Genomic DNA, 12,084 nt, shown 5'->3' with positions numbered 1-12,084 from the left:
TTCACTTCCCAGTTCCAGTTCGCGCCGGTCGTGGACGATTCCGCATTGATGTCGTCGATGACGTGGTAACCCGCGTCAATCGCGCCATACCAGCCGTCCGGCTCCGCCGACGCAGCACCAGCCGACAGGGCCAAAGCCGCCGCCGCGCTGGAAGCCAAGACTAAACTCTTGATACGCATGGGTCTGAGCCCTCCGCAGCCTAAAATGTTTTCATTAGCGGCAGCTTATCCGCCAAACTATGCTGATATCAGCGTTGCCTTATTGGGTCGAGCCCCAAACCGCGCCCGCCTCAACCAACGCTTAGAGCGTGCTCTTGAGGTTACAGAGAAAATGTGAGCTTTCGCTTATTCGACGCACTCGTTTACGTTGAGCGTCGCCCACGCGGTGACGAAGTCGCCCGCACCCTCACCCTCAACCGCCCCCCGTGCGGCCCGTCGCCTTGCCGGTTCCGTCGCAGACCGGACAGTTGTCGCCGTCGGGCAGGACGCCAGCGCCCTGACATTCGGGGCACAAGGTCGCGTCCGGATGTTGCAGCGCCGCAGGGTTGGCGGGATCTTCCGGCGTCAGGCCACGGTCGTCGATATCATGCTCGCTCATGGGGCGAAAACGCCGCAGACGGGACCCGGTTTCGTCGTGACTCCGCCGGGCTTCGCCGCTATCGACGCGGCCATCATGGAAGAGAATGAACGGCAGTCCCAGGAACGCGGCTGGGCCACGGCGAAAACCCTGGCCGAGGCCCTGCCCTATATACAGATCTATGACCGCGAGACCGTGGTCATCAAATACGGCGGCCACGCCATGGGCAAGAGCGCCGTGGCGAAGCAGTTCGCCGCCGATGTGGTGCTGCTGAAGCTGATGGGCGTGAACCCCGTGGTCGTTCACGGCGGCGGCCCGCAAATCAGCGCCATGCTGGAGAAGGCGGGCGTCAGATCCAGCTTCGTCGACGGCCTGCGCGTGACCGACCGCGACACCATGCAGGTGGCAGAGATGGTCCTGTCCGGCGCGGTCAACAAGGAGATCGCCCACTGGATCACCGTCGCCGGCAAGGAGGCCGACGTGCGTGGCGTGGGCCTGTCGGGCAAGGACGCGGGCCTGCTGACGGTCGAAAAGACGCGCCGCACCAAGCGCGATCCCGACAGCATGATCGAGCACGAGGTCGATCTGGGATTTGTCGGCGAGCCGACGAAGGTGGATCCCAAGCTGATAGCCGGCCTGATCGCGTCGGAAACCGAGGATTGGGTGCCGGTCATCGCCCCGATCGGCGTCGCCGAGGACGGCCAGACCTATAACGTCAACGCCGACACGGTGGCGGGCGCGGTAGCCGGATCGCTGGATGCCAAGCGCATGTTGCTGCTGACTGACGTCGAGGGGGTCAAGGACGCCGACGGCCAGCTGATCCGTCAGATGACGCTGGAACAGGCGCAGACCCTGATCGACACAGGCGTCGCCACCGGCGGCATGATCCCCAAGCTCGAGACCGCCATGGCCGCCGTCCGCGCGGGCGTCGAGGCCGTGGTCATTCTGGACGGGCGTCGTCCGCACGCAATGCTGGTCGAACTGTTCACAGAGCATGGCTCCGGCACGCTGGTGAAGGCGTCTTGATCGACCTGAACCATGTCCGGGCGTGGGTGTTCGACATGGACGACACCCTGTACCCGCGCGAACAGGGGCTGATGTCGCTGGTCCAGGCGCGCATCAACGCCTTCGTGGTCGAGGCCGTGGGCCTGGCGCCGGAAGAGGCCCGGGTGCTGCAGCGCCAGTTTCTGGACGAGCACGGCACGACGCTGGCCGGTCTGATGGCCAATTATGCGGTCGACACCGAACGCTTCCTGCATGAGGTGCACGATGTGCCGCTGGACGGGCTGGAGCCCAATCCTCGTCTGGCCGAACGTCTGAAAGCCCTGCCCGGCCAGTGCTATGTCTTCACCAATGGCGCGACGGAATACGCCCACAGGGTTCTGGACCGGATCGGCATCGCCGACTGTTTCGCGGGCGTCTTCGCCATCGAGGACGCCGACCTGACGCCCAAGCCCGCGCCCTCGACCTTCCGCCGGATGCTGGAGCGGTTCGATATCGAGGGCCATCGCGCGGCCTTCTTCGAGGATACGCCGCGCAATCTGGAACCGGCCAAGGCGCTGGGCATGAGCACGATCCTGATCGGCGACGGTCATGGAAAGCCGCTGGGCGACCACATCGACCACATCGCCCCCGACCTCTACGACTTCCTTTCCGACCTGAGCTTCAAGGACGCCGCATGACCGACCTGACCCATCTGGAATCCGTCATCGAAGCCGCCTGGGACGGCCGCGCCGACATCTCGACCGCCACCCAGGGCGAGGCGCGCGACGCGGTCGAGACCGCGCTGGCCCTGCTGGATTCCGGCCAGGCGCGGGTCGCCTCACGCGGGGCCGACGGCGTCTGGACGACGCATCAGTGGCTGAAGAAGGCGGTGCTGCTGTCGTTCCGCCTGAACGACAACCAGATCATGCGCGCGGGCCACGCCTCGACCCTGCCGCTGTCGGCGGACCATCCGGCGGCGCTGGGCCCGTTCTGGGACAAGGTAGCCAACAAGTTCGGCGATTGGAGCGCCGCCGACTATCAGGCCGCCGGTTTCCGCTCCGTCCCCGGCGCGATCGTCCGCCGCGGCGCCCACGTGGCCCGGAACGTGATTCTGATGCCGTCTTTCGTGAACATCGGCGCCTTCGTCGATGAAGGGGCGATGGTCGACGCCTGGGCCACGGTCGGCAGCTGCGCCCAGATCGGCAAGAACGTGCACCTGTCGGGCGGCGCGGGCATCGGCGGCGTGCTGGAGCCGCTGCAGGCCAATCCGACCATCATCGAGGACGGCTGCTTCATCGGCGCCCGCGCCGAGGTGGCCGAAGGCGTCATCGTGCGCGAGGGCGCGGTCCTGGCCATGGGCGTCTATCTGTCCGCCTCGACCAAGATCGTGGACCGGGCGACGGGCGAAATCTTCCGCGGCGAGGTGCCGGCCTATTCCGTCGTGGTCCCGGGCTCCCTGCCCGATCCGAGCGGCGGTCCGTCGCTGTACTGCGCGGTGATCGTCAAACGTGTGGACGCCCAGACCCGCGCCAAGACCGGGGTGAATGAACTTCTTCGCGATTGACGCGTTGTGGCCTCCGAGACAGGAGTATCTGGACGCCGTCTCGCCTGAGAGTGGAATTTCGCTCGGAGTTTCTTTCAAGTCACAGCATTCTTGCGATGCATTGGCATAGTGCTAACCTCGACAGAGTGAGTTTCGCCATCCCGTCCGCTAAGGACAACCGACAAAGCGCCACTTCTCCGGCTCACCTTCCACGCGAGCTTACTCGTTTCGAGTTTGCTTAACCTGAAACGTAATGTTCGCTGAACTGGACTTTCATGCAGGCCGAAATCTACAATCTGACGCGACAGATCCAGAGAGCGCGGCGGCGTAATACAGTAGTGCTGATGGCTGGCGGTTTCGGAAGCCGGCTGGGCGACCTTACTCGCCAGCTGCCCAAGCCGCTGATCCCCGTCGCCGGACAACCAATGCTCGAACGGATCATCCATCGCCTGCGGAGTTTCGGCTTCCACAACTATGTGCTGACCACTCACTATCTGCCTGAAAAAATTCACGTCCATTGCGGCGACGGCTCCGAATGGGGTGTGCAAATCCGCTATGCTCACGAAGCCGTGCCGCTCGGGACCGCCGGCGGGCTGTCCCTGATCGGCCCCGTGGCCGATGCGCCCATCCTGGTCTGTAACTCCGACATTCTGACCGAAATTGACTTCTCGACCCTGCTTGACGCCCATGACAGCATGGGCGCGGACTTCACGGTCGTAACCGTCCCGCACCAAGTGGCGGTCCCCTATGGCGTGATCGAAACCGAACCCTGCGGCGAGATCCGGAGCGTGCAGGAGAAGCCGACCTACTCCTATCGCGTCAGCGCCGGGACCTATGTCATCAACCCGCGCTTGCTGTCCTTGATCCACCCCAACGAGCGCATCGACATGCCGCAGTTGATGGATCGAGCGAAGGCGACAGGGTTCCGCGTCTGCGCCTATGAATACGACGGTTACTGGATCGACGTAGGCCGTCCCGCAGATTTGCAGAAGGCCTGTGAATATCTGGAGCCGAGCGAGCTTACGGGCTGATCCGTCGATGCAAAACATCTCGCTTCTTGGGCAGGTGGGATCCTGCGCCGCTCCGAACCGGGTGGGTCAGGCGATGTATCGCAGACCTTCTCCCGTGCTCGACGCCCTGAGCCAAGCCATCTGTTTGTCGATGATGGCCCGCGTCGCGAGGCTTTGAATCGCCCAACGCAGCGCGGCCCTTCGTGGGCCGCGGCGAAGAGTCGCCGTAGCTTCGCATGCGGCGACCTGAGTAATCTGGGCCGCCCATCGTCCATCAAAATCGAGGTGGCTGGTCCAAGGAGTATCGCCCTCGCCTCTGGTTTCGCTGCCCAAACCGGCGATAAAATATTCGTAGCTGGCCGCCACATACGCCTGTCGACGCAACCCGAGCGTCATCGTCATCGGTTCCTGGCCGTCAAGCGCGAGGCGTAAGCGCGTAACACGCGCAGCAGACGCCCCGACGCCCACAAAAGAGGGCGCGGTACGCTGACAAACCGTCAAGGCCAGAACATCATCGAGTCGGTCGATCCCGAGGCCGATCAACGGCGAGTCTCGGGATGCGGGCGCAGAACGAAGCGCTTGGTCGAAAGCCTGAAGAGGTTCGCGCAATGACTGAGCAAGCGCGGCGCCTTGAAGGGCGGGCGCCAGGGGTATGCCGCAGACCTCGGCGGAAGCCTGGATCGAAGCGGCTGCCAAGGCCGCTGCCTTGTAGATGGCCGAACCTCGGCCAGCTTCAGCTTTGCCCCAGTTCAGCTCGATCAAACTGTGGTCCGCTAAGTCTGGCAGGGTTGCCAGCCAGCGCCCTGTCGACGCATCCGCTACCATGATGTCGGCGGACTTCGACGGCGCGGAATCCGGAACATGCGCGCGGGCGAGGCGGAAGAAAACGCCGCCTTTGTAGCTGTCTGTGCCACCGGCTAGAGTCACCCGCTTATTTGAGCGCCCCTTGATGGCGAGAAGTAGAGCCGCAGCACAGGCCCGATCGCCCTTCTCGGCGCCGCGCTCAATCAGAGAAGCGGCGAGCTTGGAATCGCCGCAACGTGCAATGATGAGTCCGAGTTTGTCGATCTGCCGATCTACGGATCCTGCGGCCTTGTTGGCCGCTACAAGATCTTCGAGCGCGAGTTCCGTGGCGGTAGGGGTGTCGTGAAGCGCGGCTGCAGCGGCTAGCCAAACGAGATGCGCGCGGTCGACGACACGCAGGCGACGCAGTGTCGGCCCCAGCATCGCCTTTGCCTCCGCGGTGCGCCCAGCACGGATCAGCCAGCGCATGTCTCGGGACAGACCGGCAGGATCATAGACTTCCGGCGGCCGTTTGCCGCGACCAGGCGGGTCCATGAGGAAAGTCGGGCGATCATGGCCACTGTCCTTGAGGTAGCGGCCTGCGCCCTGCGCCTTGTCGGCGGCCTGAGGGCTCCAGAAATCGACGATGGCGTCGAACTCGATCGTTTTCCTGGACTGTGATTCCAGGACAACCGGCTGGTCCTGATGCTCCAGCAACTGTGTCGCTTGGCGCAGCCGCAGCGCCTGTCCCTCTTCGCTGATCAGCCCATTTCGGTTGATCTGGGCGACCAGTGTTTCCGCTCCCTCCGCTTCGACAAGATAGGCGTCGCCAAAGGGCAACACAGCCAAGGCGGCGCGGCAACTGCGCAGTGCCTCGACCTGCTCGGTCCATTCCCTGAGCAAGCCGGCGAAGAAGACTGCTCTCTCAGAGTCGGGGTTTTCGTACCGCTGCAACATCGGCGACAGGACCAACAGAGTGTTTTCGGCCTGGGCCTCGGCGGCGGTCAGGATCTTGAGTATGGCTTTCGTCTGGACGGCGATCTTCACCGCGTCGGTAGCGGCGTCAGCCGAAAGCGGCCGCAGCTTCTTGACGGCGAGGTGCATCTGCGTCGCGGGGTTGTTAAGGCCCGCGCTGGTGCGTTTGCCGAGGATAGGCTTGCCTGTCGATCCAGCGCCGAATTCGGGGCGATCATGGGCTTCGACCAACCGCTCGATCTGACGCAGAAGGGCCATCTGTCCCACGTCGTTGAGCACGCCCTGATCGAATAAACGCGTGACCGCCGGCTGGGACATGATCAACGCTTCAAGACGGGAGTTGGTTAGAGCCGATCCAGGAACCCGCAGGCGCCGAAGTTGATCCAGATCTGAACGCCACCCTTCTACGAGCGATACGAGGAAGCGTCCGCGCTCATCGTCCATGTCCGCGAACCGGTCGCTGAAGTGTTCGATCTTGGCGAGCAGAAGTTCGATACGGACATTGACCATATCGAGCATGCGTTCCGCACGAGCGACCACGGCGTTCGCCGCCTGAGAGGTCGCCGGATCACCTTCGTTTTTCAGGAGGATGGCGGCTTCGCCGATCTCGGCGGACAGCATGGCCACCAAGGACAAGTCCTGGCGAGGCCCGTGCTCCATTCGAGACGCAGCCAAAGCTTCACCCGCTTGGGACAGGGTGGAGATATCCACTGTCGGCAAACCGAGGGATGCCCCCATAGCACTGAGACGATCCGCTTCAGCTGTGCGTCCGCTCATGCGCAGGGCGTGGTCCAGCACAGCGCGGTTGCCCGACAGCGTGACCTCGACCCCAGCAGCGGCCACACTGGCGGCCTGAGATTGAAGGAAAGCAAGCCATTCTGGCATCGAAAGCGTTTGGGACGTCACTTCGCCGGCTCCGCATCTACCCCGGATACAGCCGAAATAAGAGAACCCGACCGAAGGAACCGTCCGTAGAGCACCAGAACGCCGGCAGTCAGCGCGCTGAGACCCAAGGAACGCTGACGCCGCGGAACGGGACGCCTGTCGTCGGTCAGTCCCCAGCCGGCGTAAAACGGTCCGCCTAGCGTGGTGACGGGCACCCCCCTCAGCAAGGCGTGAAAACCCAGATTGGCGGACGCGACATAGACGCGGCTAGCGCCCGTCAAAAGCGTCGGCACGGCGTCGGGTGACGCCACATTCCCTAGCTTTGCCAATTCCTCGCGATGCTTGGCCTGGGCCCTGCCAGAGGGGCACACTTGGACGAGCACGATTTCACTGCGGGGGTTTTCGTCGCTGGCCATCTCGATCAGCGCCTCGGCCTCAGGATGAGTAGCGCCGGCGAACAGAGCGGGCGGATCGGATCGATGTTGGCAGACGACCACGACCGGCCCGCTAAGACTGCTTTTGGAAAACCGCGTGCGGATCATGGTCGTCGTGGCGGCCAGAAGTTCAGGGTGATCGATGAAGGGAAACCCGTTCAAAATCGTCTCAAGATCGCTCGTCCGACGCGAGTTGCAGTACAGCCCTGTCCAATCCAGAACATAGCCATGCAGGTGCTCCGTCTCGTTGACGATGTCGATCGGCCCACGGTCTAAATAAAGGACCGGATGGCCGCTGATCCCACGAGATTGCAGCTTGGCCAGTTGCGGTCCGGCCGCGACGCCCCAGGCCAGGATCGCCGTCCCAGGATGCCGGATCAGTTCGTCATATATCCGTCCGGTCTTGACCCGCTTGGCAACAAAGAGCTTCCTGAACTCGGGGAAGGCGCGATCGATGGCGTCATGTTCTTCGCGCGGCGCACCGAGAACCAGCGCGCGCCACGGAGCTACGGTGGCGGCGGCGCTGAAGCGCATGCCCCCGTCCATGAGGGAAAGCAAATGTGTCCGCCGCCCGACCGCGCGCAACGCGGGATTGCGCGCCAGAAAATCACCAATTGCGACGATCTTCTTCCGTGCCGCCAACAATCGCGCCATACCAGTTCTTTGCCCAGACCAACTCGAAACCACTAGTTATGATGCACCGGCAAGCGCAAGCCACATTTTCAGAATCTCTGTTTGGCCAAATACCTATCGCCACGCCGTTCCGCCGGACTCGCGCCTAATGTTTCTGGAGCAAGTTGAACGACACGCACTTGAGAGAGCTGATCACGTCGCCCTGCGCTGGAGCCAGACGAGCGTAGAACTAACGTACAGTGAACTGTGGTCGAGAACGGGCGAGCGGGCGATGCGCCTCGCCGCCCTTGGCCTGGAGGGCGCGCCGCTTCTGATATTCGGCGCGAATAATCCTGATGCAGTGATCAGCTTCATAGCGGCTATGCGCGCCGGATTGGCGCCCTCCTTCATGCCGCTGCCCGCAGCGCGCTTCGACGATCAGGCGTTCTGGAGCGGTCACGCAGCCCTGTTCGATCACCTGGGCCAGGGTGCGGTTCTAGCCCCCCAGACCGCCGTGGACGCCATTCGTCAGGAATGCCCGGCCATCAGCTTGACGCTTCTGGCGAGCGAGCAAATTGACAGCCTGGCCGCATCGCCCTTGCCGGCGCGCCCTGCTGGGACGGCCGTCGCTCTTCTGCAGCACAGTTCAGGCACGACGGGTCTGAAGAAGGGCGTGCCGCTCAGCTATCGCGCGATTGACGTTCAACTGCGCGCCTATGCGGAAGCCGTCGAATTCGACGGCGACAGCATCATCGCATCTTGGCTGCCCCTCTACCACGACATGGGCTTGATCGCTTGCCTGATGCTGCCGCTGACATTCGGCGCAGAGGTGAACTTCATCGATCCGTTTTACTGGACGGCCAATCCGCAGTCGCTGTTCGAGGTGATCGAACAGCGCCGCGCCACCCATGTCTGGCTACCCAATTTCGCCTTCCGACACCTGGAACGCGCCGTTCGACGCACTAATCGCATCTGGGCGCTCGGTAGTGTCAAGGCGTGGGTCAACTGTTCCGAGCCCTGTAAAGCTGATGCCTTCGCCGCTTTCCTGACACGCTATGCTGAACACGGTGTGACGGCCGGAAGCCTGACGTGCTGCTACGCCATGGCCGAAACCGTCTTCGCGGTGACGCAAAGCCCTCCTGGAACGCCCGTCACGATTCGGCACGTCGCGGCCATCGGGCTCGGCGAAATCGGTGAAACCGTCGCGCCGTGCTCGCCCGGCGAAGCGGCCGCCTCCGTTCTCGGCTGCGGCCGCGCCATCCCTGGCTGCCAGATCCGCATTCGCGACGCCGATGGCCAAGATGGAGTCTATGGCGAAATCGAAGTTGCGGCCGAGTTCCTGTTCGACGGCTATTTTCGTGCGCCTGAACGAACAAGCTTGGCGCTGCAGAACGGCTGGTATCGGACAGCCGACATCGGCTTCATCGATTCCGGCGAACTCTTCGTCTGCGGACGGCTGGACGACCGGATCATCGTCGGAGGCCGCAATCTGTACGCCCACCAGATCGAGCAACTGACCGCAGACGTGCCCGGCGTAACGCCGGGGCGGGTCGTCGCCATGGGCGTTCATCACCCCGAATCCGGTAGCGAGCGACTTGTCATCGCAGCCGAAATTTCGGGCGAGTCCGACGCCATTGCAAAGATGATCATCCAGACTCTGGACGCCAGCCTGGGTCTGCGTCCCGCCGACGTTCGACTTTTCTCCGATCGTCGAATAATCAAGACCACCAGCGGAAAGGTCGACCGCAAGCGAAACCGAGAACGCTATCTGTCAGGAGGTTTCGCATGACCACGAACGACGACATTTTAGGTCAACTGGCGACTGTCATCACCGACCATTTCAGTTGCCCTGACAAGACCATCGACCGCACCACTAACGCGAACGACATCGTCGGCTGGGATTCCCTGGCCCACACCATGGTGCTGATGCGGGTCGAAGACGTATTCGCCATCGAACTGCCGATGGAACAGGCTTTCACCGTCCAGAACGTGGGCGAACTGGCCGATCTGGTCCAGGCACAATTGTCGGCATGATCGCGGGCGTCGTCGAAGACAGCAAACGCCCCATCATTGCGTGCGTGGGGAACTGCCAAAGCGGGGCCATACGCGCTTTCCTGATGACGGTGCCTGAGATCAGCCGCGACTATGACGTGGTCCTGATCTATCAACCGACTAAGAATTTCGAAGCCCTGCGTCCGCGGGTGCGGGCCGTGATCCAGCAGGTCACTCACGGCTGGGACGATTTTCGTCTGACCGAGGACGACTTGCCGGCGGACGCGGTCATGATCCGCTATCCCGCGATGCTGCAGAACTATCTTTGGCCGCAGATCCCTTTTCAGAAGCGGCGCATCGCCGGAGATTCGGCGACGAAGACGAAGCTGTTTCCCTACACGATATGCGACGATCTGGTGCTTCGCCTGGTGGGAGACGGCGTTTCCAAGGACCAGTTGCTCGACAGCTATTTCGCCATCGATATTGGCAAGAAATACCCGCTGGATCGCCTCCACGCGATCAACGCCGCTAAGGCGCAGCAGCTCGACGACAAGTCGGATTTCGGTCTGTGGGACCAGATCGAGAGCGGCGTCCACACGATGCGCACCGCCAATCATCCAGGCGGCGGCCTAATGGCCTATGTGCTGGAGCAGATCGTCGAGCGCCTGCCGCTTCAAGATCGCGATTACGCCCTGAAGCTGGCGCGCGCGAGGGCCCGTGGAGTCGGCATCCAAAATCTGGACGCCCCCATTCATCCGGCCGTCGCGAACCATTTCGGACTGAATTGGGCCAAGGACCGGCGCTGGTCCTTCTGGCATGAAGGCGACTTCACCTTCGAGCAACATTTGCTGCGTCTCTACGATTATGGCCACAACGCCACCTACTGGGCGGCCCGTGAAGCGCTCAAGCGCAAGGAAGATGCGACGGCCCTTCTGGCGCAGGCCGTCAAAGAACTGCCTGAAAGCACCCAAGTGTTGAAAGCCTATATCGCAGAGCTCGCGCGAACCAAAAGGTTAGCCGAGATCCTGCAGGCTACGAGGCGCCTGCACAGCCTGTCTCCCACACCGAGCCACGCCGTCAAACTTGCCAGCGCCCTGCGGCGGGCTGGTGAGTACGAGGAAGCCAATCGCCTTTTGAACGCGCTCGATTCGACCGATCCCAATATCCTCATGGCTCTGGCGCAAGGCCTGACCGAAGGCACGCCCGAGCGCATCGAGATCGAGCACAAGGCCGCCGAAGCGGATCCGGACAATCTTCAGGTGCTTCTGGGGCAGGCTAAGGCCCACGAAGATCAGGGCGAGTTGGCGCAGGCCTTGGCCACTCTCGAGCGCGCCGCCTATGTCAGCAACTGGGCCACAAGCGTGAGAAAACGCCAGGACGCCCTGAAGGCGCTCATTGCTGCGCCCGCCGAGAAAGAGCTTCCAACCAAGTCCAAGTCCCCAGCCAAACATGAGACCCCCGTGATGACGTCCGCACCCGGCCCGGCGATGAAGACCATTCAGCAACTCGGAGATTTGACTGGCCGCGTTTGCGTCGTTACGGGCGGCGCCGGCCATATCGGACGCGCCATCGCCGAAGCCTATCTGGAAAGCGGCGCTGCGGTTGTGCTGCTCGACCGCGCATTCGACGGCTCCGCCCACATGCTGGCCGATAGCGCTTGGGACGGACGCCTGTCGAGCCAGTCTTGCGACCTGTCTGACGAAGACAGCATCTACGCGGCGGCCCAGGACATCCTAATGCGGCACCCGACCATTGATGTGCTGGTTCACAATGCAGGATTCGTCGGCACCTCGGCTTCGGACGGGTGGGTGACGCCGTTCGAGACTCAATCACCGGCCCTCTTCCGAGCGGCGACCGAGATCAATCTCGTGGCCCCGTTCATCCTGACCCAGGCGCTGCTGTCGGGCCTACAGCGGTCGGCGGCAGCCTCGGTCATCAACGTGGGCTCGATCTACGGTCTGGTGGGTCCAGACTGGGGGCTCTACGAAGGCACCGCTTCGGGCAACCCGGCCGGCTACGCCGCCTCGAAAGGCGGACTGATGCAGTTGACCCGCTGGATGGCGACTAGTCTTGGGCCGCATATTCGGGTCAATGCCCTGTGCCCCGGCGGCCTGGAGCGCGGCCAGGACGAACGATTCCAGTCACGCTATGTCGCCAAAACCCCCTTGGCTCGCATGGCCACGCCCGAGGATTTCAAAGGCGTGGCCCTGTTTCTGGGATCGGATCTGTCCGCCTATGTCACCGGCCAGGTGCTTGCAGTCGACGGAGGCTGGACCGCTTGGTGATCGCG

General features: G+C 63.0%; 10 protein-coding genes. 7 read left to right on the top strand and 3 right to left on the bottom strand.

The genetic code is table 11. The annotated features are described in order from the left end of the window. Positions 1–411 precede the first annotated feature (411 nt). A complete protein-coding gene (locus tag EON91_RS03470; RefSeq protein ID WP_292091625.1) occupies positions 412–597 on the bottom strand; it encodes a hypothetical protein in 186 nt (61 codons plus the stop codon). A gap of 75 nt (positions 598–672) precedes the next feature. Here EON91_RS03470 and argB point away from each other — a divergent pair, with 75 nt between their 5' ends. The 4 genes from argB to EON91_RS03450 all read left to right on the top strand — a co-directional run bounded on the left by argB (position 673) and on the right by EON91_RS03450 (position 4,134). After that, the gene (gene argB, locus EON91_RS03465) at positions 673–1,602 is read left to right on the top strand and encodes an acetylglutamate kinase (protein WP_292091628.1); all 930 of its coding nucleotides are present in this window, start codon (positions 673–675) and stop codon (positions 1,600–1,602) included. Next, on the top strand, positions 1,599–2,258 hold the full coding sequence (locus EON91_RS03460) for a pyrimidine 5'-nucleotidase (RefSeq protein ID WP_292091624.1): 660 nt from the start codon (positions 1,599–1,601) through the stop codon (positions 2,256–2,258). The genes argB and EON91_RS03460 overlap by 4 nt, the downstream gene beginning before the upstream one ends. Then, positions 2,255–3,124: a 2,3,4,5-tetrahydropyridine-2,6-dicarboxylate N-succinyltransferase gene (gene dapD / locus EON91_RS03455; protein WP_292091623.1), complete on the top strand. Its 870-nt coding sequence runs from the start codon at positions 2,255–2,257 to the stop codon at positions 3,122–3,124. Before EON91_RS03460 ends, dapD begins: the two co-directional genes overlap by 4 nt. A gap of 254 nt (positions 3,125–3,378) precedes the next feature. After that, positions 3,379–4,134 (top strand): sugar phosphate nucleotidyltransferase, encoded by a 756-nt coding sequence (locus tag EON91_RS03450; protein WP_292091621.1) that lies wholly within the window; start codon positions 3,379–3,381, stop codon positions 4,132–4,134. A 66-nt stretch (positions 4,135–4,200) separates the two neighbouring features. Here the strand turns inward: EON91_RS03450 and EON91_RS03445 are convergent, their stop codons facing one another. Continuing rightward, positions 4,201–6,777: a hypothetical protein gene (locus EON91_RS03445; protein WP_292091620.1), complete on the bottom strand. Its 2,577-nt coding sequence runs from the start codon at positions 6,775–6,777 to the stop codon at positions 4,201–4,203. Continuing rightward, a complete protein-coding gene (locus tag EON91_RS03440) occupies positions 6,774–7,844 on the bottom strand; it encodes a hypothetical protein (RefSeq protein WP_292091619.1) in 1,071 nt (356 codons plus the stop codon). Before EON91_RS03440 ends, EON91_RS03445 begins: the two co-directional genes overlap by 4 nt. Here EON91_RS03440 and EON91_RS03435 point away from each other — a divergent pair. The 3 genes from EON91_RS03435 to EON91_RS03425 are packed head-to-tail and all read left to right on the top strand — an operon-like array spanning position 7,735 to position 12,079. After that, positions 7,735–9,591, top strand: a complete 1,857-nt coding sequence (locus tag EON91_RS03435; RefSeq protein WP_366250160.1) for an AMP-binding protein — start codon at positions 7,735–7,737, stop codon at positions 9,589–9,591. The genes EON91_RS03440 and EON91_RS03435 overlap by 110 nt on opposite strands. Further along, the gene (locus EON91_RS03430; RefSeq protein WP_292091617.1) at positions 9,588–9,836 is read left to right on the top strand and encodes an acyl carrier protein; all 249 of its coding nucleotides are present in this window, start codon (positions 9,588–9,590) and stop codon (positions 9,834–9,836) included. Before EON91_RS03435 ends, EON91_RS03430 begins: the two co-directional genes overlap by 4 nt. Beyond that, on the top strand, positions 9,833–12,079 hold the full coding sequence (locus tag EON91_RS03425; RefSeq protein WP_292091616.1) for an SDR family oxidoreductase: 2,247 nt from the start codon (positions 9,833–9,835) through the stop codon (positions 12,077–12,079). The genes EON91_RS03430 and EON91_RS03425 overlap by 4 nt, the downstream gene beginning before the upstream one ends. Positions 12,080–12,084: the final 5 nt, after the last annotated feature.

It is taken from the genome of Brevundimonas sp. (genome assembly GCF_004210735.1).
In the GTDB taxonomy this organism is placed as follows: domain Bacteria; phylum Pseudomonadota; class Alphaproteobacteria; order Caulobacterales; family Caulobacteraceae; genus Brevundimonas.
This window is presented reverse-complemented; position numbering and strand designations above follow the sequence as displayed.

What these genes read in the sequence shown, in the direction of transcription:
- EON91_RS03470 (WP_292091625.1), bottom strand. Translation starts at nt 597, where the DNA reads ATGAGCGAGCATGATATCGACGACCGTGGCCTGACGCCGGAAGATCCC.
- EON91_RS03425 (WP_292091616.1), top strand. Translation starts at nt 9,833, where the DNA reads ATGATCGCGGGCGTCGTCGAAGACAGCAAACGCCCCATCATTGCGTGC.
- EON91_RS03440 (WP_292091619.1), bottom strand. Translation starts at nt 7,844, where the DNA reads ATGGCGCGATTGTTGGCGGCACGGAAGAAGATCGTCGCAATTGGTGAT.
- EON91_RS03435 (WP_366250160.1), top strand. Translation starts at nt 7,735, where the DNA reads ATGAGGGAAAGCAAATGTGTCCGCCGCCCGACCGCGCGCAACGCGGGA.
- dapD (WP_292091623.1), top strand. Translation starts at nt 2,255, where the DNA reads ATGACCGACCTGACCCATCTGGAATCCGTCATCGAAGCCGCCTGGGAC.
- argB (WP_292091628.1), top strand. Translation starts at nt 673, where the DNA reads ATGGAAGAGAATGAACGGCAGTCCCAGGAACGCGGCTGGGCCACGGCG.
- EON91_RS03430 (WP_292091617.1), top strand. Translation starts at nt 9,588, where the DNA reads ATGACCACGAACGACGACATTTTAGGTCAACTGGCGACTGTCATCACC.
- EON91_RS03450 (WP_292091621.1), top strand. Translation starts at nt 3,379, where the DNA reads ATGCAGGCCGAAATCTACAATCTGACGCGACAGATCCAGAGAGCGCGG.